Origin of the sequence: Helicobacter pylori, assembly GCF_003637685.1 — a bacterium.
Classification (GTDB): Bacteria; Campylobacterota; Campylobacteria; order Campylobacterales; family Helicobacteraceae; genus Helicobacter; species Helicobacter pylori_CJ.
The window spans coordinates 362,983-386,367 of sequence record NZ_MVWW01000001.1; the positions used below are offsets into that span (position 1 = coordinate 362,983).

Sequence of the window (23,385 nt, forward strand, 5' to 3'; positions counted from 1 at the left end):
CATGTTTTCTAACCAATACATCCAACAACGCATCCATAAAGCCAATAGCTTGAGAGAAGAAGGGAAAAACCCTTATAAAAATGGCTTGAAACGAAGCCTTACCAACGCCGCTTTTTTAGAAAAATACGCTTATGTTAAGGGTTTAGAAGAGCCTAAAGACAAAGAAAAATGCGAGAGCATTGTGGGGAGGGTCAAGCTTTTGCGTTTAATGGGTAAGGCATGTTTTATTAAAGTTGAAGATGAAAGCGCGATTTTGCAAGCTTATGTTTCGCAAAATGAATTGAACGATGAGTTTAAAAGTTTGAAAAAGCATTTAGAAGTGGGCGATATTGTGTTGGTGAAAGGCTTCCCTTTTGCTACCAAAACCGGTGAATTAAGCATTCATGCCCTAGAATTTCATATTTTAAGCAAAACCATTGTGCCTTTACCTGAAAAGTTTCACGGACTAAGCGATATAGAATTGCGCTACCGCCAGCGCTACTTGGATTTGATCGTCAATCCTAGCGTTAAAGATGTGTTTAAAAAGCGCAGTTTGATTGTCTCTAGCGTGCGGAAATTCTTTGAAATGGAAGGGTTTTTGGAAGTGGAAACCCCTATGATGCACCCCATTCCTGGCGGGGCGAACGCAAGGCCTTTTATCACTTATCATAACGCTTTAGAAGTTGAAAGGTATTTGAGAATCGCTCCAGAATTATACCTTAAACGCTTGATTGTGGGGGGTTTTGAGGCGGTGTTTGAAATCAATCGTAATTTCAGGAATGAGGGCATGGATCACAGCCATAACCCTGAATTTACGATGATTGAATTTTATTGGGCGTATCACACTTATGAAGATTTGATTGAACTCAGTAAGAGGCTATTTGACTACTTGCTAAAGACTTTAAATTTGGATTCAAAAATCATCTATAACGATATGGAAGTGGATTTCAACCAAACGAGCGTGATTTCCTATTTGGACGCCTTAGAAACAATAGGGGGCATTAGTAAGGATATTTTAGAAAAAGAAGACAGGCTTTTGGCTTATTTGTTAGAGCGAGGTATTAAGGTAGAGCCCAATCTTACTTATGGCAAGTTACTCGCTGAAGCCTTTGATCATTTTGTAGAGCATAAGCTTATTAACCCCACTTTTGTAACCGAATATCCTATTGAGATTAGCCCTTTAGCTAGACGCAACGATAGTAACCCTAATATTGCTGACAGGTTTGAATTGTTCATTGCAGGGAAAGAAATCGCTAACGGCTTTAGCGAGTTGAACGACCCTTTAGATCAATTAGAACGCTTTAAAAATCAAGTGGCTGAAAAAGAAAAAGGCGATGAAGAAGCCCAATACATGGATGAAGATTACGTATGGGCATTAGCCCATGGAATGCCCCCCACTGCAGGGCAAGGCATAGGCATTGACAGGTTAGTGATGTTACTCACTGGAGCTAAAAGCATTAAAAATGTGATTTTATTCCCAGCGATGCGTCCTGTTAAAAACGATTTTAATATTGAGAGTGGAGAATAATGGCGTATTTTTTAGAACAAAGCGATAGTGAAATTTTTGAGCTTATCTTTGAAGAATATAAGCGGCAAAATGAGCATTTAGAAATGATAGCGAGCGAGAATTACACTTTTCCTAGTGTTATGGAAGCTATGGGGAGCATTTTAACGAATAAATACGCTGAGGGCTATCCTAACAAGCGCTATTATGGAGGCTGTGAAGTGGTGGATAAAATAGAAAGCCTGGCCATAGAAAGGGCTAAAAAGCTTTTTAATTGCCAGTTCGCTAATGTGCAAGCGCATTCAGGCTCACAAGCCAATAACGCTGTCTATCACGCTCTTTTAAAGCCTTATGACAAGATTTTAGGCATGGATTTAAGCTGTGGAGGGCATTTAACGCATGGCGCTAAAGTGAGTTTGACCGGCAAGCATTATCAGAGCTTTTCTTATGGCGTGAATTTGGATGGCTATATTGATTATGAAGAAGCGCTAAAAATCGCTCAAAGCGTTAAGCCAGAAATCATTGTGTGCGGGTTTTCAGCCTATCCAAGGGAGATTGATTTTAAGAAATTTAGAGAAATCGCTGATGAAGTGGGAGCGTTACTACTAGGCGATATAGCCCATGTGGCAGGGCTTGTAGTCGCTAATGAGCATGCCCATCCTTTCCCGCATTGTCATGTGGTTTCAAGCACCACTCATAAGACCTTAAGAGGGCCTAGAGGGGGGCTTATTCTAACTAATGACGAAGAAATAGCGGCTAAGATTGACAAAGCGATTTTTCCAGGGACTCAAGGCGGGCCTTTGATGCATGTAATTGCTGCTAAAGCGGTGGGGTTTAAAGAGAATCTAAAACCAGAATTTAAAGCTTATGCAAAATTAGTGAAATCTAACATGCAAGTTCTCGCTAAAACATTAAAAGAAAAAAACCACAAGTTAGTGAGCGGTGGCACTTCTAACCATTTGCTTTTAATGGATTTCTTAGATAAGCCTTATAGCGGGAAAGACGCCGATATTGCCTTAGGGAATGCCGGGATCACCGTGAATAAAAACACCATTCCTGGCGAAACGCGCAGCCCTTTTGTAACGAGCGGGATAAGGATTGGCTCAGCGGCATTGAGTGCAAGGGGCATGGGAGCTAAGGAATTTGAAATCATAGGGAATAAAATATCAGATATTTTGAATGATATTAATAATGTTAGTTTGCAATTGCATGTGAAAGAAGAATTGAAAGCCATGGCTAGTCAATTCCCTGTGTATCAACAACCTATTTTTTAAGGGAGTCAAGATGACAGAAATGGAATTAAAGCTCATTAAGATAGACACAAGCCATTATTTTGAAAAAAAACCAGGCTTGGGGGAGAGGGTGGATTATGCGGGGCGTTGCTATTATAATAAATTCCAAAGAGTGAATGCCATGCTCACAAGCTCGCTCATTCAAAAGCATTTGAAAAGGGAGATAGAAATCGCGCACAATCTCATTTTGCGTAACGATAAGGTGGAAAACATTGTGTTTGATTATAACGGAAGGAACCCGGAGCGTTTTTACCATAAGGCGCAGTTATTGCTTCGTGAGGAAGGTTTTATGAATTTTACCGCTTATAACACCAAAACGCCAGGGCATTTGCATTTGTATGTGCATAAGGGGCATACGGAGTTAGGCGAGGGTGAAAGGCTGGTTAAAACTTTGTCCATGAAATTAGCGCAAGGGTTGCCTAAAGAATGGAAGGTTTTCCCTAGCAATGAGTGGCCTAAGGAATTTAATATTTTAGCCTTACCTTATGAAGTGTTTGCAAAAGAGCGCGGGAGCTCTTGGGCGAAGCATTTATAACCATTTTTGAAAGGATTTTTGATGTCAGAAAAAGAAAGACTGAATGAAGTGATCTTAGAAGAAGAAAATAATGGGGGCGGCACTAAAAAGGTGTTTTTGATCGTGGCTATAGCCATTATCATTTTAGCGGTGCTTTTAATGGTGTTTTGGAAAAGCACGAGAGTCGCTCCTAAGGAGACTTTTTTACAAACCGATAGCGGCATGCAAAAAATAGGCAACACTAAAGACGAGAAAAAAGACGATGAGTTTGAAAGCTTGAATATGGATTCTCCCAAACAAGAAGACAAGCTAGACAAAGTGGCGGATAATGTTAAAAAGCAAGAAAATGATGCGTTTAACATGCCTGTTCAAACCGATCAAACTCAAACGGAGATGAAAACAACAGAAGAAACGCAAGAAGCTCAAAAAGAATTAAAAGTTGTTGAGCACACTAGCGCTCCAAAAGAATCTCAGGCTGTAGCTAAAAAAGAAACCCCCCATAAAAAGCCTAAAGTAACCCCTAAAGATAAGGAAGCTCATAAAGATAAGCATGCGACTAAAGAGCCAAAAGTCAAAAAAGAAGCCCATAAAGAAGTTTCTAAAAAAGCTAATTCTAAAACCAATCTTACTAAAGGGCATTATTTGCAAGTGGGGGTTTTTGCGCACACGCCCAATAAAGCCTTTTTGCAAGAGTTTAACCAATTCCCCCATAAGATTGAAGATAGGGGGGCTACTAAACGCTATCTTATAGGCCCTTATAAGAATAAGCAAGAAGCCTTAATGCATGCCGATGAAGTCAGCAAGAAGATGACTAAACCTGTCGTGGTAGAATTGCGTTAAGGGCTTTTACAAACTTAAAAGAGTTTAGCGTTAGTCAAGCGATAATTTCTTGTGATGCACTCTTAGGGGTTAGAGGGATTTATGGGGGAGAGTTTGTAAAATACCCCTATTTTCTTAAGAGTTTTGTATAAAACTAAAATAAAGTAATCCCATTTAAAAAATAAAGAGCGTTATGAGTAAAGAATATGATGGCTTTTTAACTAATAGGCAAAATATAAGACAGCTAAAACAAAGTAATAGCATTTAGTAAAGTAGGGGTAAGAGATAAAAAATGGAAAAACATGCGTTTTAGATAAAACATTCATACCCACTACTAGCAGTCAAGGAGAAGTAACAAACCCAAACCGCATGAAAGAATTGTAATATAAAAAAGATTAAAACAGCTTTTAAGACTATCAATCCATATGATTTTACCAAAAAGAAAGCATCAGTCATTTTAATAGGTTTTTTAAAATTAGCTATAATCAAGGGTTTAAAAATAATCCTAAAAAAAGAGTTTGAACATGCTAGAAAAATTGATTGAAAGAGTGTTGTTTGCCACTCGTTGGTTGCTAGCCCCTTTATGCATTGCCATGTCGTTAGTGTTGGTGGTTTTAGGCTATGTGTTCATGAAAGAGTTGTGGCACATGCTCAGCCATTTAGACACCATTAGTGAAACGGATTTGGTTTTATCAGCCTTAGGTTTAGTGGATTTGTTGTTTATGGCTGGGCTTGTTTTGATGGTGTTGCTCGCTAGTTATGAAAGCTTTGTTTCTAAATTAGACAAGGTGGATGCCAGCGAAATCACTTGGCTAAAACACACGGATTTCAACGCTTTAAAATTAAAGGTTTCCCTTTCCATTGTAGCCATTTCAGCGATTTTTTTGCTCAAACGCTACATGAGTTTAGAAGACGTTCTATCTAGCATTCCTAAAGATACGCCCTTATCGCATAACCCCATTTTTTGGCAAGTGGTGATCCATTTGGTGTTTGTGTGTTCAGCGCTTTTAGCCGCTGTTACCAATAACATCGCTTTTTCGCAAAATAAAGGGCATTAAAAGTTTTAAAGCTCTCTTTCAGGAAGGACTTTAGACCATTCTTTAATCAAGCGCAAAAAGAAGGAAGTGTCAGGCGAGTTTTTTTCATGGATTAAGATGCCTTCTTCTGTAGCTTCCCAAATCACTCTATGCCGATACACCACCAAATGCCATGCTTGTTGGGCATGATCTTTAAGCGACAAACGCACTCTTTTAGCAAAAGACGGGTTGTCAAACAAAACCGCGCTTTCAGTGTTGATGTATGCAGAGCGCGGATCAATATTAAAACTCCCTAGAAGCGTTAAATTGTCATCAAAAACGATCGTCTTGCCGTGCAAGGAATGTTTGGTGCTAAAGCGCCCTTTAATCTGGCGGTTAAAAAAATCGTTTCGTATTTCATAGACATTCGCGCCCATTCGCACTAATTGGTTGCGATACCTTTCCCACGCCCCATAGACCACTATCGCATCAGTAGATGAAAGGGAATTGGTAAGGATATTCAATTCAATCCCCTTAGAAATTTGATTTTTAAAGATTTTCATCATCTTTTTGCCTGGGATAAAATACGATGAAGCGATAAAAACGGAGTCTTTAGCGTTTTTAAGGGCTTTCTCAAAAGCGATTTTGATGGGCGAATACAAGGGCGTGTCAATTTTTTGGGGTGAATCGGCTAAAAAAATGGCATTCCCATAATAAATGGGGTATTGGTATTTTTGGAAGCGTTCTATAAAATCATTGACTCTTTTTTCAAACTGGTTTTTGTCTTCAGCGCTGATAGGGATTTTTTCATGGAGCTTGGCGATTTCTTTAGCGTTGTTTTTGAGTCTTTTATGGGTTCTTAATAATGAAACAGGGATAGAGCGGTGGAACCTCCAATAGCGTTCAAAACTTTCTTTGGCTTTTGAAGCAACCCCCCCAAAAAACAAAGCGTCTAAATCTAAAAAATTCGTGTCTAAATCGTTATCAAAATAATTGTCCCCAATATTGCGCCCTCCTATAATGACAGCGAAATTATCCACGATGAAAAGCTTGTTGTGCATGCGTTTTTTAATGCGTTCATAATCCGCAAGCATTTCAAAATAACGCAAGCCTTTATTGCGGATATAGTAGGGGTTAAAAATTTTCACTTCAATGTTTTTATGGAAATTTAAAAGCATGATGTCTGAAAAATCTGAATCTAACCCGTTGTCATCTAAAAGGATGCGCACTTTTACCCCACGATTGGCCGCGTTTAAAAGTTCTTTAGCGATCACTTGAGAAGAAAGGTCGTTTTTATAGATATAAGTTTGCATGTCAATGCTTTTTTGGCTCATTCTAATAAGACCCACTCTGTGCAACAAAGCGTCAAAGCCGTCTTCTAAAAGAATGGCCGCACTATGGTTGGGGTTTTCTTTCAAATTTTTAGCATACAAACTCCCAATGGTGGTAGTGTAGGGGTCATAAGAGATAGGGGGGCTTGAAATGGGAGTCTTATAGACTAACCCAAAACACCCATTAAAAAAAAAGACGCTTAAAAAAACTAAAAAGATTTTCAAAAACGACCCAAAGAAATTAGCGGCTTTTACCCACTTTCAACATTCGAGTACGCAAAGTGGCAATACTGCTTTGCAAGGGTAATTCTTTAGGGCAAGTGTCATGGCAAGCAATCAAGCTCATGCACCCAAAAACACCATCATCATCGCCGACTAATTCATAAAAATCGTCATCGCTTCTTTCATCGTGGCTGTCAATCATAAAACGCATGGCTCTGTTCATGCCAGCAGCTCCAATGAAATTAGGGCGCATGAGTTTGGTCCCACAAGAAGCGATACAACACCCGCATTCAATACACCTGTCTAGTTCAAAGACTTCTTGGGCTTCATCAGGCTCAACCCTTTTTTCCGGTCTAGTAATATCCACTTCTTCTTTGGAATGCACCCAACTCTCCACCCTTTTAGTCATATCCAAAAACCAATCGCCGGTATTCACGCTCAAATCTTTAATGAGCGTAAAACTAGGCATGGGCATCAGCGTAATCACCCCGCTTTCAAAACTGGAAGTTAGGGTTTTACAAGCTAGCCTCGGTCTCCCATTAACCATCATCGCGCAAGAGCCGCAAATCCCAGCGCGGCACACAAAATCAAAACTCAAATCCGGATCTTGATGCTCTCTAATGAGGTTTAAAGCGATAAAGAGCGTCATGGATGGCGTTTCTTTCAACTGATACTCTTTAAAATGCGGCTTACTCACCGCACTTTGAGGGTCAAATTTTAACACCCTAACTACAATCGTTCGTTCATTATCACTCATGGTGTTCTCCTTTTAGGTTAGCGTTGTGTTGGTCTAATAAATCATGGACGTTGAAAGAATACAAATGTTCCCCCCTAGCCCTGACTTCTTCATCTTCTAAACGCATGTTCTTGGCTTTGTATTTTTCTTGCAATTCAAAAGGCATGAGCGCATGCTGGACTTCTATCCTGTCTTTTCCAAGCTTTTCTAATTCCAAAATCGTTTTCAAAATCTCAGAGTCGCGCTCTTCTTTTTTGGGGTGGGGGATGAAATTGCCCTTTTTGCCATAGCCCCTAAAATCAGGGCTGATTTCCATTTTCATCACATCTAATTCTTCGTATTCAATCGTAGGCATGTCTTGCTCAGCACTAGGCCAGCTCGCTAAAGTCCGATTAAGCCATTTTTCATCGTCTCTTTTAGGGTAATCAATCCTTGTGTGAGCCCCTCTACTTTCGGTGCGCAGTAACGCTCCTTGAGTGATACAAAGCGCGAGTTTGAGCATTTTTTTGGTGCGGTAAGCGTCTTCTAATTCAGGGTTATTGTGCAAAACCTTGTTTTTCACGCAAATGTTTTTAGAGCGTGCATAGAGTTCTTGCAATTCTTTAAGGGCTTCTTCTAATTTTTTGCCTTCTCTAAAAACGCCCACCTTTTCATCCATGACTTCTTTCATGCGCTCTCTAATTTCATACACATCTTCCTTGCCTTCATTATGCAACAAAAAATGCATATAGTCTTGGCTTTCTTTAATGAAGGCTTCAACTTTTTGCGTGTTGATTTCAATTTGCGCTTCCAAACAATGCGATGCGAAATAATCCCCTATGATCATGCCAGCGACCACCGCTTCACTCACGGAATTGCCCCCCAAGCGGTTAAACCCATGCAAATCCCAGCATGCCGCTTCGCCCGCGCAAAACAAGCCTTTTAAATGGGTTTCGCCTTTAGGGTTTGTCCTAACCCCACCCATAGAATAGTGTTGCATGGGTTTTATGGGGATCCAGCCTTTTTGTTTAGCCATCGCTTGGCCGTATTCAGGCTCATTAGTAGGCGCTCCTTGCATGTTGTCTTTGGTTTGCTCTTCGCTATCAGCCGGATCAATGCCGGCAAAAGTCATGGCAATATCGCGCACATCCCTTAAATTTTTTTCCACATGGTTACGCCCTAAAATAGCAATATCCAACCACACATGATCCCCATAGGGCGATTTAGCTCCATAGCCTTTTTGGATATGCTCTAAAATCCGCCTTGAGACCACATCCCTACTCGCAAGCTCTTTTTTCTCCGGCTCATAAGCGGGCATGAAGCGTCTGCCAAACTTATCTCTTAAAACACCGCCATCGCCCCTACAACCTTCAGTCATTAAAATCCCGCTTGGCACTAAAGCGGTAGGGTGGAATTGCACCGCTTCCATGTTGCCTAATTTAGCCACGCCGGTTTCTAATGCGCTTGCGGCCCCGGCTCCATCGCAAATCACGGCGTTAGTGGTGTGTTTATACACGCGCCCATAACCTCCGGTAGCTAAAAGCGTGCCTTTAGAAACATACGCTGAAATTTCGCCGGTGATCAAATCCCTTACCACCGCCCCATAGCATTGATTATCATGATGAATGAAAGCGAGCATGTCCTTTCTGTCTTGAATATCCACCTTGTGGTGTAAGGCTTCATTAGCGACCGCATAAAGCATGGTATGCCCTGTGGCGTCAGCCGTAAAGCATGTGCGCCATTTTTTAGTGCCGCCAAAATCACGGCTTAAGATATAACCATGCCTATCGTCTCTTTCAGTGATCGTAACATGCTCACCATTGACGACCGCAGGCCTATCGCCCTTCTTGATCCTAGTCCAAGGCACCCCCCAACTGGCCAATTCCCTAATGGCTTTAGGGGCAGTGGTTACAAACATTCTAGCCACTTGCTGATCGCACCCCCAATCGCTCCCCTTAACCGTGTCTAAAAAGTGTAAATCTTCATTATCGCCCTCGCTTTTTTTAGCGTTCGCAAGGCTCGCTTGCATGCCCCCTTGAGCGGCTGCAGAGTGCGAACGCCTGACAGGCACTAGGCTTAAAACGATGGTGTTTAAACCCTTTTGTTTGCATGCGATACTAGCCCTTAACCCGGCCAATCCGCCTCCAATAATTAGCGCATCACAATATGTTATTTTCATTTTCTACCCTTATTCTTTGTGGAATTTCCCATCAGCTTCTATGGCTTCTTGCATGGTTTTAATGCCATTGTCCTTATTTTCTAAACCTTTTTTAATGTAAGCCCCATAGGTGCAAAGCCCTAAAACAATAAAAAACACGCTCATCGCCCATTTGACTTTTCTCAAGCCTTGAATGCTCACATTCTTAAACCACCCCCATTTGATCGCTAAGCGATACAACCCAATAGAGCCATGCAATTCTACGGCAAACAATAAGAAAATATACAAAAGCCAAAAGTTTTGCGTGACAAAACGATAGCTTGAGCCATGAGGCCCGATACTTTCAGGCTCTGTGAGCATGACAAACAAGTGGATACTCGCTAAAAAAAACATCGCAAACCCGGTTAAGGCCTGGATAAACCACAAACTCGTATCGCCATGCTTCATCAAATGCTTATGGGTTTTAAAAACCTTGTATTGCCTGTAATTGATAGGGAACTTTCTCAACGCCAAAAAAGCATGCGCGACTAAAATAAGAATAACTCCTGCTGCAACCACGCTCACAATAGCCGGCTCGCCTGCTTTTAAAAACAAGCTCCCTTCAAAAAATTTCGCCACTTTATACATGGCTTCATCGCTAATCAAGATGCTTGAGACCAAAAACATGTGCGCTATCATAAAGAGCGCTAAAATCAAGCCCGTAGCGCTCTGTAAAAAATCCAGCTTAGCATAAATACCGCTCTTTTTAAGCCCTTTGCTAGTGCCATAATAACCCTCTATAATCTCTTCTTGTTGCATAAAAACTGCTCCTAAAAACTCAAAATTAACCTAAAATCGCTTGACGCAAAAACACTGCCTTAATTTTACTACATTTGAAATAATTTTTCTTATAAACAAAACCTAAATTGAGGAAAAATTCAATTCAAGGGGGCTATTGTTTAAAATTTACATTTTTTAAACGCTATTAGATATAATAAGGAATAGACCACCTGTAAAATAAGGATCATTCAATGACAAAAATTGCCATGGCTAATTTTAAATCCGCTATGCCTATTTTTAAAAGCCATGCGTATTTAAAAGAATTAGAAAAAACTTTAAAACCGCAGCATTTTGATAGGGTGTTTGTATTCCCTGATTTTTTGGGGTTATTGCCTAATTCGTTTTTGCATTTCACTTTAGGAGCGCAAAACGCTTACCCTAAGGATTATGGGGCTTTTACCGGTGAAATCACTTCAAAGCATTTAGAAGAATTAAAAATCCACACGCTTTTAATAGGGCATAGTGAGAGGCGAGCGCTTTTAAAGGAAAGCCCTAGTTTTTTGAAAGAAAAGTTTGATTTTTTTAAAAATAAAAATTTTAAAATTGTCTATTGTATTGGAGAAGATTTAACGACCAGAGAAAAGGGTTTTAGGGCTGTAAAGGAATTTTTAAGCGAGCAATTAGAAAATATTGATCTTAATTATTCCAATTTAATTGTGGCGTATGAGCCTATTTGGGCGATTGGCACCAAAAAAAGCGCTTCTTTAGAAGATATTTATCTCACGCATGGTTTTTTAAAACAAATCTTAAATCAAAAAACGCCCTTGTTGTATGGGGGGAGCGTGAATGTGCAAAACGCTAAAGAAATTTTAGGGATTGATAGCGTGGATGGCTTGTTGATCGGGAGCGCGTCTTTGGAATTAGAAAATTTTAAAACAATCATTTCATTTTTATAAAGGAAAATCATGGGATTTTTAAAAGGTAAAAAAGGGCTTATTGTAGGGGTTGCGAATAATAAATCCATCGCTTATGGGATCGCTCAATCTTGCTTCCATCAAGGGGCTACTTTGGCTTTCACTTATTTGAATGAGAGCTTAGAAAAGCGCGTGAGGCCTATCGCGCAGGAATTGAATAGCCCCTATGTGTATGAATTAGATGTGAGCAAAGAAGAGCATTTCAAGTCGCTATACAATAGCGTTAAAAAGGATTTAGGCTCATTGGATTTTATCGTTCATAGCGTGGCCTTTGCCCCTAAAGAGGCTTTAGAAGGGAGCTTGTTGGAAACTTCTAAAAGCGCGTTTAATACCGCTATGGAAATTTCTGTTTATTCTTTAATAGAGCTGACAAACACCCTAAAACCTTTATTAAATAACGGAGCGTCTGTTTTGACTCTAAGCTATTTGGGCAGCACCAAATACATGGCGCATTACAATGTGATGGGGTTGGCTAAAGCGGCCCTAGAGAGCGCGGTGCGTTATTTAGCGGTGGATTTAGGCAAACACCATATAAGGGTGAATGCCCTATCAGCTGGGCCTATTAGGACGCTCGCTTCTAGCGGGATCGCTGATTTTAGGATGATTTTAAAATGGAATGAAATCAACGCCCCTTTAAGGAAAAATGTGAGTTTAGAAGAAGTGGGCAATGCCGGGATGTATTTGCTCTCTAGCTTGTCTAGTGGCGTGAGTGGGGAAGTGCATTTTGTGGATGCCGGCTATCATGTCATGGGCATGGGGGCTGTGGAAGAAAAAGATAATAAAGCTACGCTGTTGTGGGATTTGCAGAACAATAAGGGGTATTGATGAAATTAAGCGAATTGTTGAGCGCCTATTCTATTGAAACGGAATTTTCAAACGATTTTGAAGTGCATGCCTTAGCGGAATTGGATAAGGCTACGCCTAATGATATTAGCTATGTTGATCAAGCGCGTTACCTTAAACTTTTAAAAGATTCCAAAGCTGGGGCGGTATTTATCCGTAAAAAAGAATCTTCTAAAGTGCCAAAACGCATGCAAGCTTTAATCGTGGATAACCCGCATTTAGCCTTTGCCAAAGCTTCGCATGCCTTTAAAATCCCTTTTTTTAAAAACCCACAAAGCGTTAGCGAGCCTAAACATTTTGAAAAAGTAACGATCATGCCTAATGTGATGATTGGAGAGGGCGTAGAAATTGGCGAAAACTCTTTGATTTATCCGGGTGTGGTGATCGCTGATGGGGTCAAAATCGGTAAAAATTGCGTTTTGTATCCTCGTGTGATTTTGTATCAAAACACGATTTTAGAAGACAATGTTACTATCCATGCGGGTAGCGTGATCGGAGGCGATGGCTTTGGTTATGCGCACACCGCTTTAGGAGAGCATGTCAAAATTGAGCATGTGGGGATTGTTAGGATCCAAAAAAATGTAGAAATTGGCGCTAACACGGCGATTGATCGGGCGGTGTTTGGCGAGACTTTGATTAAAGAGGGCGTTAAGATTGATAACTTGGTTCAAATCGGGCATAATTGCGTTTTAGGCGAGCACAGCATCGTCGTTTCTCAAGTGGGCTTGAGCGGCTCTACAACCACAGGCCGTAATGTGGTTTTTGGCGGTCAAGTGGGCATTGGGGGGCATTTGCATGTGGGTGAATTCACTCAAATTGGGGGTAAAAGCGCGGTGGGCAAGGACTTGCCCCCTAACACTAATTTTGCCGGAGCGATCCCTGCTATGGAAATCCATGAATGGCACCATTTCCTGGCTCATTTACGAACGAATTTCAGGAAACAGCAAAAAACGAGTTTGTTGCAAAAAGCTAAAGGGTTTTTTAAGTCTTAAAGAATGAAATAAGCTATAATAAGCCCATTTTGAATACGAATGATTATTTTAAATAAGGACAATCAATGAAAGATAGTTTTCTTTTCACTTCTGAATCAGTAACCGAGGGACATCCTGATAAAATGGCCGATCAAATCAGCGATGCGGTTTTAGATTACATTATTGAGCGGGATCAAAAAGCCAAAGTCGCATGCGAGACTTTAGTTTCTAATGGTTTTTGCATGATCACCGGCGAGTTAAAAACTTCTGTTTATGCCCCTATGCAAGAGATTGCAAGAGAAGTGGTTAAAAAGATTGGCTATACAGACGCTCTTTATGGCTTTGATTACAGGAGCGCGGCGGTTTTGAATGGCGTTGGCGAGCAAAGCCCTGATATTAATCAAGGCGTGGATAGAGAAGATGGCGAGATTGGGGCAGGGGATCAAGGGCTTATGTTTGGTTATGCATGCAAAGAGACTCAAACGCTCATGCCTTTACCCATTCATTTAGCGCACCAGCTCACTTTCGCTCTAGCTCAAAAAAGAAAAGACAACACTCTGCCTTTTTTAAGGCCTGATGGCAAGTCTCAAGTGAGCGTGCGTTATGAAAACAACAAGCCTGTAAGCATTGATACGATTGTCATTTCCACCCAACATTCCCCAGAAGTTTCGCAAAAGCATTTAAAAGAGGCTGTGATTGAAGAGATCGTGTATAAGGTTTTACCCAAAGAATATTTGCATGACAATATCAAGTTTTTTGTCAATCCCACAGGAAAATTCGTTATCGGTGGGCCGCAAGGCGATGCGGGCTTGACGGGCAGAAAAATCATCGTGGACACTTATGGGGGGAGTTGCCCGCATGGCGGGGGAGCGTTTAGCGGGAAAGACCCTAGCAAAGTGGACAGGAGCGCGGCTTATGCGGCCCGCTATGTGGCTAAAAATTTGGTAGCGAGTGGGGTTTGCGATAAAGCGACCGTGCAGCTTGCTTATGCGATTGGGGTGATAGAGCCTGTGTCTATTTATGTGAACACGCATAACACGAGCAAGTATTCAAGCGCGGAGTTGGAAAAATGCGTGAAATCGGTTTTCAAACTCACGCCAAAAGGCATTATTGAAAGCTTGGATTTATTAAGACCCATCTATTCGCTCACTTCAGCTTATGGGCATTTTGGGCGCGAATTGGAGGCATTCACTTGGGAAAAAACCAACAAAGCTGAGGAGATTAAAGCGTTCTTTAAGCGTTAAAAAAATATTTTAAGGGTAATATTTTAAAAAATTTTTGTATAATCAACAATTCACAAGGAGTTTAAATTGAAACAAAGAACGCTGTCTATTATTAAACCGGATGCGCTTAAGAAAAAAGTGGTAGGCAAAATCATTGATCGCTTTGAGAGTAACGGCTTGGAAGTCATTGCTATGAAACGCTTGCATTTGAGTGTTAAAGACGCTGAAAACTTTTATGCGATCCACAGAGAGAGACCTTTTTTTAAAGATTTAATAGAGTTTATGGTCAGTGGTCCGGTGGTGGTTATGGTTTTAGAGGGCAAAGACGCGGTGGCTAAAAACAGAGATCTTATGGGAGCGACTGATCCCAAACTCGCTCAAAAAGGCACTATCAGAGCGGATTTTGCTGAAAGCATTGACGCTAATGCGGTGCATGGGAGCGATAGCTTGGAAAGCGCGCACAATGAAATCGCTTTCTTTTTTGCCGCTAGGGATCTTTAAAATTTAAGGGCGTTTTAAATAAGCATGCAATTTGAAATGCGTAAAATCGCTTTTAATGCGCCTAAAGCGTTTTCTTTAGAGCATGAGGGAGTGGTTTTAGAGGGCGAAGTTGTGCGGGTGGGGGCGAAATTGTTTCGCTTGAAAGCGTGCCTTAAGGGTGAATTGATGCTTATTTGCGATACAAGCGGTAAAGAGTTTAAAAAAAGCCTTGATGAGTCGTTGGTTTTGCATATTTCAGATGGGTTGTGGGATACGCAAAGCCAAAGTTTGGATTTTGATAATTTAGATGTTATTGAATCTTTCAATGGTTTTATTGATTTGAGCGAAATTTTACGCTCCGAAGTGGAGTCTATTAAATTAGACTACCATTACGCAGATTGAAATGAAGGAGAATTTATGGCAGTACCTGATAGAAGAGTGAGTAAGACAAGAGCGGCAAAAAGGCGTACGCATTATAGCGTTAAGTTAGCTAAGCCTGTGAAAGCCAAAGATGGCACTTGGAAGCTTCCCCACCATATTAACAAATTTACTAAAGAATACTAATATAAAAGCTATCTTTAGTGATAGAAAGTATTTTAAAGGATTGCAACGGATTGCAACAAGCCTTTTAAGGACGCATGATGAAAATTGTAATAGACTTAATGGGGGCTGATCATGGGGTTTTACCCATTGTTGAGGGAGTCTCAAGGGCTTTAGAGAATAAGAGTTTTAGTGCGGTTTTAGTGGGGGATAAAGACAAAGCGACCCCTTTTATTTCTAAAGAGTTAGCCAGCAAAGTGGAAATGATCCACACGCAAGATTATATTAAGATGGAAGAAGCCGCTACTGAGGCGATTAAGCGTAAGGAATCTTCCATTTACTTGGGTATGGATATTTTGAAAAACGGGGCTGACGCTTTGATTTCAGCGGGGCATAGCGGGGCGACTATGGGATTAGCCACCTTGCGTTTAGGGCGTATCAAGGGGGTTGAAAGGCCTGCTATTTGCACTTTGATGCCTAGCGTTGGCAAACGCCCTAGCGTGCTGTTAGACGCAGGAGCGAACACGGATTGCAAGCCTGAATATTTGATTGATTTTGCTCTTATGGGGTATGAATACGCTAAAAGCGTGTTGCATTATGACAGCCCTAAGGTGGGTCTTTTGAGTAATGGCGAAGAAGATATTAAAGGGAACATGCTCGTTAAAGAAACGCATAAAATGCTGAAAGCTTATGACTTCTTTTATGGCAATGTGGAGGGGAGCGATATTTTCAAAGGGGTTGTGGATGTGGTGGTTTGCGATGGCTTCATGGGGAATGTGGTCTTAAAGACGACTGAAGGGGTCGCTAGCGCGATAGGCTCTATTTTTAAAGACGAGATTAAGAGTTGTCTTAAATCTAAAATAGGGGCTTTGATGCTTAAGAATGCGTTTGATACCTTAAGGCAAAAAACCGATTACGCTGAGTATGGGGGAGCACCGCTTTTAGGCGTGAATAAAAGCGTGATCATTAGCCATGGCAAGAGTAACGCTAGAGCGATTGAATGCGCGATTTATCAGGCTATTAGCGCTGTTGAAAGTCAGGTTTGTTTGAGGATCACCAAGGCGTTTGAGAGTTTGAAGCCTAGCGCTTTTGTGCCTCAAAGCGATCAACAAGACGCTTAAAGATGACTATGTTAAGGGGATTGAATGGAATTTTACGCCTCTCTTAAATCCATTGCGATGCATGCTCCAAGCGAATGCATAAAGAATGCAGCGTTTCAAGAATTTTTGGATACCAGCGATGAATGGATAGAAAAAAGGACTGGTATCAAAGAGCGCCGTTTCGCTAGCGCTGGAGAAAAAAGCAGCGATTTAGGGGTGATAGCAGCTAAACAGGCCATAGAGAGAGCGCATTTAACCCCAAAAGACATTGATTTAGTGGTTGTAGCGACTTTAAGCCCTGATTTTTTGGCCATGCCTTCAACCGCTTGCGTGTTGAGCGCGAAATTAGGCATTGAAAACAAGCCGGCGTTTGATATTTCAGCCGCTTGCACGGGTTTTATTTACCTCTTGTCAGTGGCTAAAGCTTATGTGGAAAGCGGGATGTATGAAAATGTGCTGATTGTGGGGGCGGAAAAAACGAGCAGCGTGTTGGATTTTAAGGATAGGGGGACTTGTATTTTGTTTGGCGATGGGGCTGGGGCGTGCGTGATAGGCAGAACCAAACGTTTAAAAGAAAGCATTTTAGACGTGCAGATTTCAGCGAATGGGAATTTTTCTAATTATCTTTATACGCCAAGGACTCTAAAACCCACGCCCTTTAACGCTAAAGAAGAAGCTTTAGAGCCTTTTTTGTGCATGAAAGGCAATGAAGTGTTTAAACTAGCGGTGAAAACGCTTTTAAAAGATGTGGAAATGATCTTAGAAAAAAACGCTCTCAAACCTGAGGATGTGCGTTTGTTTATTCCGCATCAAGCTAATTTTAGGATCATCCAAGCGGTGCGGGAGCATTTGGATTTTAAAGATGAGCAAGTGGTTTTAACCGTGCATAAATACGGCAACACTTCAGCAGCCAGTATCCCTATGGCCATGTGTGAAGCTTATGAAGAGGGGCGTTTGAAAAAGGGCGATTTAATGCTTCTAGACGCTTTTGGTGGGGGATTGACTTGGGGTTCAGCGTTGGTGTATTTTGGCGGATAAAAAAGATAAAAGGAGTATTGAAAAATATTGAAGGAGTATTGATGAAAAAGGTGATTTTTTTATTTTTAGTGGTGTTGGGGGGGTTAAAGTCGCAAAGCACTTATTGCAGCGATTTTTGTGAAGGCACTCCAGAGAGTCGTATCCCTCCTATGGGGTTTCATTTCAGTTTTGTGCATTCAGTGAAATATTACTTGCAAGACCCGCAAGAGCGCGATCACAAGCTTAAAAAATGCCATGAAGCCTTTGATTCGACGCTTAAGGTTAATTTTATTACGAAGTCTTTTAAAAAGGATTGCAAGCATGCGCAAATGGCTTTAGAGCAAGCTCAAAAAGGGACTCCATAAAAGGGGTTTCTTTAGGGATTTTATTTCTTATAGCAGAAATTATTTTTAAAGTAAAAGACAGATAAGGATTAGGAGCTAGTAGTTATTTTAATACCTATTGTTATTATTGGGTTAGTATTAACAGCTATTAGAGCTACTATAATGGCGTTTAAAGTCGATACTGATGACGATGAAGCTGAGGGTGATGGTTTTTTAGTAGAATATGGTATAAATTCGTTGAATATCTCGGCTCTATTCTAGTTACTATAATAATATTTTTTCCTTATATAATTGGACCAGTTATCGCTTTAATATTTATCTTATCTGAGCTAGGTTATATAACTTTCTTTAATTTTATAAGATAAATAACTGACTATTATAATAGTCGGTTATATTCATCCTTTTGTTATTTTTTATATTTTTTTGAACCCAATTCTTCCAATGATTAGTAGCGTCTCAACCAAAAACTCAACCAACAACCAATTGAGAACCTAATATAGAAATTAATATTCTTTAGTCTGTTTTTTTAAAAAAGGGGGCTTTGGTTGCTTTATTTTATGGCAAACTTTTAAAGGGATAGGGGGATATTTTGCGCTTTAATATCCCTTTAACCCCCCAACTAAATCCCCCCTAACCCCATAATACCGCATTACAAGAAGCTATCGTTTGCTACGAAAACTTTTATATTAAAAAATACTTTTAGCATTTTTAAATTTTATCCCCAACACCCCATTAGAACAAAAACCAAATTTTTATTTGGAAAATTTATGGTAATACTCGCCCTTGTCCGTGATGATTTTAACTTCTAACAATTGGTTAGGCTTGCAATCTAGGCGGTAAAATATCTGTTGCGAGTATTTTAATTCATGATCAAAGAGTTTTTCTTTTTTAAACTTATCGCCAAATTTGGGTTCTACTTTTTTAGTCGCTTCGCATGAATTTCCCCTATTGACAATAAGATTTTTAATCACCACCGGTTCATCGTTCATAGAAGTGATGCTTAAAAGACTAGAGTCCGTCATTTTCCCCATGAATTTCCCCCCAGTCGCGCGATAATCCAGCTTGAAATCCAAATCCTTTGCCCCCACACAAACACCGCTTATCATTAGCAAGCTCAAACACATTTTTTTAAACATCAAAATCCTTTCAATAATAATTTGTGGGGTATTATAATCAAATTTGATATATTCTTTTTTAATCGTTGGGTTATTACACTCTTTTCTTTATCCATTCAAATAAGCATAGAAAATTCTTTTTTGTTTCTTCGCTCACCGCATCGTTTTTTTCGCCATACAAAAGCCTTGTTTTGAACACCATGGCCAATTCCATTCGCTTATTTTTAGCGTATTTTTTTCTATCGTTTGCGCTGAAACAACCTTCAATTTGTTTGAAATGCCTATCGCAGTCTGAGAGTTGTAGGATGGTGATGGGATTGTCCAAATCTTCATTAGCTTTTTTAAATCGTTCGCTCGTTGCTTGTTGGTTAAAAACGCATTTTCTGTCATCATCTGTCAAAACAATAGGGTGATTGTCTAACTCGCAAAGTTTTTGAATGGTTTCTTTCATGGCGTTTGGATTGTTTTTAAGCCCTGAAATGGGTAAGAAAGTGAAATAAAAGGGGTTGTCTTTGTATTGTGGATCATGCTTATTGAAATACAATTTAAAAGCGCTCAAATAACAATAATCCGTGATGCCTTCTACAAAAATAATTCGGTGTTTTTGGGGGTTGTGGAAAACATGCTGACCCACCCCTAAAGAGCGTTTGATTTTATCCAAAGCGTCGGAGTTTCTGCCCGCATCGTCTAGAGGATAGTTAAAGTGATTCTTGATTACAGAGCCTTCTGTTTCTTTTTCTACAATCCTTATTTCATCTAAATGATCCGTATCCACTAAAAAGGGGTCATGGGTGGCTAAAACAAAAGTAACATGATTTTTATGAGCGTATTCTTTTAAAAACTTCCTAAATTCCTTTCTGGCTGGCACGCTCAAATGAGTGGCTGGCTCGTCCATGACATAGATAATATTCTTGTTAAGGCTAAAATGTGATCCCCAATTATAGAGAAAACCAAACATGAAATTAAACGCCCATTGGAAGCCGGTGCTTTGCTGGCTTAAGATAATTGGCTCATTTTGATTATCAGATTTTCTGCAATCATGAATTTCAAGTTTTATTTCATATGCCGTAGATTTCTTTGAATAATCATAAAATTTGTTATTGTGTCGGACATGAATTTTTAACTGGTAACTATCTTGAGGGCTATCTTCAGCGATCGCTAAAAGCCTGTTAAATTCTTTTGTAATTAAAGAATCTATTTTTAATTGCATGTTGTATTCCAAGATTTCTGCAATATTTTCTAATATTTCTGTAAAATTTACTTTAAATAAAAGATGGCTTGTGTCATTCTTAAAAAATTCAAATTGACATACATTGTTATCGCATTCGCCTTTTACTTCAGTTGAAAGATATTTTGATCGTTTGATTTCTTTTAGTGATTCTTGGTCTATTTCTTGCAAGTATTTTTTAGGGATATTGAACGATTTTTCAGAATTATAGATTACTAAATCATTATTTTTGTCAAATATTATTATTTCTAACGCTTGACCATCTCTTAAAATGCTCCCAAAAAAATTCCAAATTGCATTAGGGTGAAAGTCCATTTTCCTAAATAATGAATTTCTAAAGAACCAATCCCATTGGTCAAATTCAGAAAGAGAAGAATAATCAATGCAAGTAAATAATACAGCCTTAAAGTCGTTATCTGTGATTTTTGGCTCTTTGTATTCTTTCATGGTTGGCACGAGTTTGTAAGACTTATAAGATAAACCACCGCTTAAAGGGAATTGAACTTTATTTTTTAAGTTTTGAAACGCTATATAAGGGTTACACTCTCGGCAATATTCTGCGAACTCAGAATAGTTTTTGCTTTGTTTGAATTTTTCCTTGTTTGTTTCAAATTTATCCTTGATTTCATCAATATTTTTAGGGAATAAACGAGCGTTGCTTGTTTCATCTAAAGTTTTTATATTCTCCCAAAGAGATTTTCTTGCTGATTCATAAAAAATATTGTATTTGTGTCGCACAATTTCTGAATTTAATAGTAAATCTATCTGTTTCAAATAAAACTGACACATCATGGATTTCATATCTTTAGACACATCATTAACGGCATGACTTGCTATATATTTTTTGCATATTTGTTCAATATTATCCAGCAAAACATCATAATTAAACTCTAGCGTTTTTTGATTTTTGCAGTCATTTTCAATTTCTTTTATCCATGATTCTTTTTTTCGCTCAAAATCCTCTCTTGTTTTTTCAAGGTATTTTAAAGAATTTTTAATTTTCTTTTTAAGGTTGCCTATATTTAACCGGAATGTTCTAAATTGCTGTTTAAATTTTTCATTGATGGGGTATTTTTCGTCTATTTTTTCAATCATCTCTTTGACAAACTCTGATAATTTTTCTTGAGATTGTTCATTTAATAGAGCTTCAGTTTTTGGTGTGAATTTTGTATTAGAGTCAGTAGTTTTAAAAATTTCATCTAAAGCTTCTAGCTTTTTTAAGATATATTCCACATCTTTTGGTTTGATTTCTTTTTCACTAAGTTTTTTAAAATGAGAATAAATTTTTTCTAATTGGTTTTGTTTGTGTTGCCCCATGACAAAAAATTCATCTGTGTTGTATTTTTTATCAGGCGTATTGCGCTTTATGATTTCTTTGATGCACTGACAAAAATTTTTAATCCCTTCGCTATTACCGCTTACATGTTTGATTAATTCTTTGAAAAGCAGATTGTTGGTTGCATCGGCATATTTGGTTACAAGCTCGCTCAATTTTAATTTATCTTTATAAAAATCTAAAAATGATTCTAATGAATTGTAAGAAGCTATAAGATTTATAAAATCACTCACAAGAGTGCAAATATTTGAATAGTCGTTATTGTTAGTGGGAATATAAATGCTGTTGCTACATTGTTCCCCTAAAGCTTCTACATGTTTTTCAAAAGGGTAGCTGATCAGCGTTTTTGATAATTCTTTTAATCCCTTATTAACTTCCTTAGATTGAATTTTTAAATCCACGCAAGAAAAATTTGTGGTTTTATGATCAAGGATTGTCTTTTCTTCTAAACTTAAAAGGGAATCTTTTTCATGGTTTTTGAAATAATCTTCTTCACTACAAAGTTTAATATCCGCATCATTAAAGATTTTCAAAGCTTCTAAAACATTGCTTTTGCCGACATTATTTTCCCCCACTAAAACCACCAACCCCCCATGTTTTTCATCAAAACTTGAATTTAAAAGCAATTCTGTGGGCGATTTTCTACCCAAATTCCTAAAATGGTGTAATTTCAAAACACGCTTATAAAATTCCATGCCCTATCCTTTCAAAACACAAATTTAATTGATGATGCAAAATTAAACAAAACATGCTATAAAGAAAATTCAAATACTATCATTTTAAGGATTAAAATGCTCACCCAAGAAGATGTCTTAAACGCGTTAAAAACGATCATTTACCCTAATTTTGAAAAGGATATTGTCAGCTTTGGTTTTGTTAAAAACATCACCTTGCATGACGATCAATTAGGGCTTTTAATAGAAATCCCCTCAAGCTCTGAAGAAACGAGCGCGATTTTAAGGGAAAATATCTCCAAAGCGATGCAAGAAAAAGGCGTGAAAGCTTTGAATTTGGATATTAAAACCCCACCTAAACCGCAAGCCCCAAAGCCCGCTACCAAAAATCTGGCCAAAAACATCAAGCATGTGGTCATGATAAGCTCAGGTAAGGGCGGTGTGGGTAAAAGCACCACCAGCGTGAATTTAAGCATCGCTTTAGCGAATTTAAACCAAAAAGTGGGGTTATTGGACGCTGATGTGTATGGGCCTAATATCCCTAGAATGATGGGCTTGCAAAACGCTGAAGTGATCATGGATCCTAGCGGTAAAAAACTCATTCCTTTAAAAGCTTTTGGCGTTTCTGTGATGAGCATGGGGCTTTTGTATGATGAAGGGCAGAGCCTTATTTGGAGAGGGCCTATGCTCATGCGAGCGATTGAGCAGATGCTAAGCGATATTATTTGGGGGGATTTAGATGTTTTGGTGGTGGATATGCCCCCAGGAACAGGCGATGCGCAGCTCACGCTAGCCCAAGCCGTGCCTTTGAGCGCAGGAATCACCGTTACCACGCCTCAAATAGTGAGTTTAGATGACGCTAAACGGAGTTTGGACATGTTCAAGAAACTACACATTCCTATTGCGGGCATTGTAGAAAATATGGGGAGTTTTGTGTGCGAGCATTGCAAGAAAGAGAGTGAGATTTTTGGCTCAAATTCCATGAGTGGATTATTAGAGGCTTATCACACGCAGATTTTAGCCAAGCTCCCTTTAGAGCCTAAAGTGCGTTTAGGGGGGGATAAGGGTGAACCGATTGTGATCTCTCACCCTGATAGCGTGAGCGCTAAGATTTTTGAAAAAATGGCGCAGGATTTAAGCGCATTTTTAGACAAAGTAGAAAAGGAAAAATTAGCCGATAACAAGGACATCCAGCCCACGCAAACGCATGCCTACTCGCACTAGTTTTGAA

Annotated in this window: 22 protein-coding genes; 16 read left to right on the plus strand and 6 right to left on the minus strand. The window is 39.3% G+C overall.

Annotated features, from left to right (window positions below; translation table 11 throughout):
- Position 1: 1 nt before the first annotated feature.
- From lysS to EAL44_RS01820, 5 genes are all read left to right on the plus strand, one after another.
- Positions 2-1,507, plus strand: a complete 1,506-nt coding sequence (gene lysS, locus EAL44_RS01800) for a lysine--tRNA ligase (RefSeq protein WP_121074051.1) — start codon at positions 2-4, stop codon at positions 1,505-1,507.
- Positions 1,507-2,757 (plus strand): serine hydroxymethyltransferase, encoded by a 1,251-nt coding sequence (locus tag EAL44_RS01805; protein ID WP_121074054.1) that lies wholly within the window; start codon positions 1,507-1,509, stop codon positions 2,755-2,757. The genes lysS and EAL44_RS01805 overlap by 1 nt, the downstream gene beginning before the upstream one ends.
- 10 nt (positions 2,758-2,767) lie before the next feature.
- Positions 2,768-3,310, plus strand: coding sequence for a DUF1882 domain-containing protein (locus tag EAL44_RS01810; RefSeq protein ID WP_000138102.1), 543 nt, complete (start codon positions 2,768-2,770; stop codon positions 3,308-3,310).
- Positions 3,311-3,331: 21 nt separating this feature from the next.
- Positions 3,332-4,129: an SPOR domain-containing protein gene (locus EAL44_RS01815; RefSeq protein ID WP_121074057.1), complete on the plus strand. Its 798-nt coding sequence runs from the start codon at positions 3,332-3,334 to the stop codon at positions 4,127-4,129.
- Between the two features lie 503 nt (positions 4,130-4,632).
- Positions 4,633-5,166 (plus strand): TIGR00645 family protein, encoded by a 534-nt coding sequence (locus tag EAL44_RS01820; protein ID WP_000890445.1) that lies wholly within the window; start codon positions 4,633-4,635, stop codon positions 5,164-5,166.
- A gap of 5 nt (positions 5,167-5,171) precedes the next feature.
- Here the strand turns inward: EAL44_RS01820 and clsC are convergent, their stop codons facing one another.
- The 4 genes from clsC to EAL44_RS01840 are packed head-to-tail and all read right to left on the minus strand — an operon-like array spanning position 5,172 to position 10,348.
- Complete coding sequence (clsC, locus tag EAL44_RS01825) at positions 5,172-6,680, minus strand: cardiolipin synthase ClsC (protein WP_121074060.1); 1,509 nt, start codon at positions 6,678-6,680, stop codon at positions 5,172-5,174.
- Positions 6,681-6,696: 16 nt separating this feature from the next.
- Positions 6,697-7,434 (minus strand): fumarate reductase iron-sulfur subunit, encoded by a 738-nt coding sequence (locus EAL44_RS01830; protein ID WP_121074063.1) that lies wholly within the window; start codon positions 7,432-7,434, stop codon positions 6,697-6,699.
- The gene (locus EAL44_RS01835; protein ID WP_121074066.1) at positions 7,427-9,571 is read right to left on the minus strand and encodes a fumarate reductase flavoprotein subunit; all 2,145 of its coding nucleotides are present in this window, start codon (positions 9,569-9,571) and stop codon (positions 7,427-7,429) included. The genes EAL44_RS01830 and EAL44_RS01835 overlap by 8 nt, the downstream gene beginning before the upstream one ends.
- Before the next feature lie 9 nt (positions 9,572-9,580).
- Positions 9,581-10,348: a fumarate reductase cytochrome b subunit gene (locus EAL44_RS01840; protein ID WP_121074068.1), complete on the minus strand. Its 768-nt coding sequence runs from the start codon at positions 10,346-10,348 to the stop codon at positions 9,581-9,583.
- Positions 10,349-10,560: 212 nt separating this feature from the next.
- Between EAL44_RS01840 and EAL44_RS01845 the strand changes: the two genes are divergently transcribed.
- The 10 genes from EAL44_RS01845 to EAL44_RS01890 all read left to right on the plus strand — a co-directional run bounded on the left by EAL44_RS01845 (position 10,561) and on the right by EAL44_RS01890 (position 17,822).
- Entirely contained in the window at positions 10,561-11,265 is a 705-nt protein-coding gene (locus tag EAL44_RS01845; RefSeq protein WP_121074071.1) for a triose-phosphate isomerase, read from the plus strand.
- Between the two features lie 9 nt (positions 11,266-11,274).
- The gene (fabI, locus tag EAL44_RS01850; RefSeq protein ID WP_121074074.1) at positions 11,275-12,108 is read left to right on the plus strand and encodes an enoyl-ACP reductase FabI; all 834 of its coding nucleotides are present in this window, start codon (positions 11,275-11,277) and stop codon (positions 12,106-12,108) included.
- Positions 12,108-13,118: a UDP-3-O-(3-hydroxymyristoyl)glucosamine N-acyltransferase gene (gene lpxD, locus EAL44_RS01855; protein ID WP_121074077.1), complete on the plus strand. Its 1,011-nt coding sequence runs from the start codon at positions 12,108-12,110 to the stop codon at positions 13,116-13,118. Before fabI ends, lpxD begins: the two co-directional genes overlap by 1 nt.
- Positions 13,119-13,183: 65 nt before the next feature.
- Positions 13,184-14,341: a methionine adenosyltransferase gene (gene metK, locus EAL44_RS01860; RefSeq protein WP_121074079.1), complete on the plus strand. Its 1,158-nt coding sequence runs from the start codon at positions 13,184-13,186 to the stop codon at positions 14,339-14,341.
- A gap of 66 nt (positions 14,342-14,407) precedes the next feature.
- Positions 14,408-14,821: a nucleoside-diphosphate kinase gene (gene ndk / locus EAL44_RS01865; RefSeq protein WP_121074082.1), complete on the plus strand. Its 414-nt coding sequence runs from the start codon at positions 14,408-14,410 to the stop codon at positions 14,819-14,821.
- A 24-nt stretch (positions 14,822-14,845) separates the two neighbouring features.
- On the plus strand, positions 14,846-15,202 hold the full coding sequence (locus EAL44_RS01870) for a hypothetical protein (RefSeq protein ID WP_078272261.1): 357 nt from the start codon (positions 14,846-14,848) through the stop codon (positions 15,200-15,202).
- Between the two features lie 15 nt (positions 15,203-15,217).
- Complete coding sequence (gene rpmF / locus EAL44_RS01875; protein WP_000290431.1) at positions 15,218-15,364, plus strand: 50S ribosomal protein L32; 147 nt, start codon at positions 15,218-15,220, stop codon at positions 15,362-15,364.
- A gap of 77 nt (positions 15,365-15,441) precedes the next feature.
- Positions 15,442-16,461 carry a phosphate acyltransferase PlsX gene (plsX, locus tag EAL44_RS01880; protein ID WP_162970321.1) on the plus strand — a complete coding sequence of 340 codons (1,020 nt, stop codon included), beginning with the start codon at positions 15,442-15,444 and terminating at the stop codon, positions 16,459-16,461.
- A gap of 24 nt (positions 16,462-16,485) precedes the next feature.
- Positions 16,486-17,478: a ketoacyl-ACP synthase III gene (fabH, locus tag EAL44_RS01885; protein ID WP_121074089.1), complete on the plus strand. Its 993-nt coding sequence runs from the start codon at positions 16,486-16,488 to the stop codon at positions 17,476-17,478.
- Between the two features lie 41 nt (positions 17,479-17,519).
- Positions 17,520-17,822 carry a hypothetical protein gene (locus EAL44_RS01890; protein WP_001894580.1) on the plus strand — a complete coding sequence of 101 codons (303 nt, stop codon included), beginning with the start codon at positions 17,520-17,522 and terminating at the stop codon, positions 17,820-17,822.
- Between the two features lie 731 nt (positions 17,823-18,553).
- On the opposite strand, the gene EAL44_RS01895 is transcribed toward EAL44_RS01890, so the two are convergent.
- Together EAL44_RS01895 and EAL44_RS01900 are read right to left on the minus strand one after the other, a co-directional pair.
- Positions 18,554-18,937 (minus strand): hypothetical protein, encoded by a 384-nt coding sequence (locus EAL44_RS01895; RefSeq protein ID WP_000473908.1) that lies wholly within the window; start codon positions 18,935-18,937, stop codon positions 18,554-18,556.
- Positions 18,938-19,010: 73 nt separating this feature from the next.
- Positions 19,011-22,175, minus strand: coding sequence for an AAA family ATPase (locus tag EAL44_RS01900; RefSeq protein ID WP_121074092.1), 3,165 nt, complete (start codon positions 22,173-22,175; stop codon positions 19,011-19,013).
- On the opposite strand from EAL44_RS01900, the gene EAL44_RS01905 reads away from it, so the two are divergent.
- A complete protein-coding gene (locus tag EAL44_RS01905) occupies positions 22,164-23,378 on the plus strand; it encodes an Mrp/NBP35 family ATP-binding protein (protein ID WP_121074095.1) in 1,215 nt (404 codons plus the stop codon). The two genes, EAL44_RS01900 and EAL44_RS01905, sit on opposite strands and share 12 nt — an antisense overlap.
- The last annotated feature ends 7 nt before the right edge of the window (positions 23,379-23,385 follow it).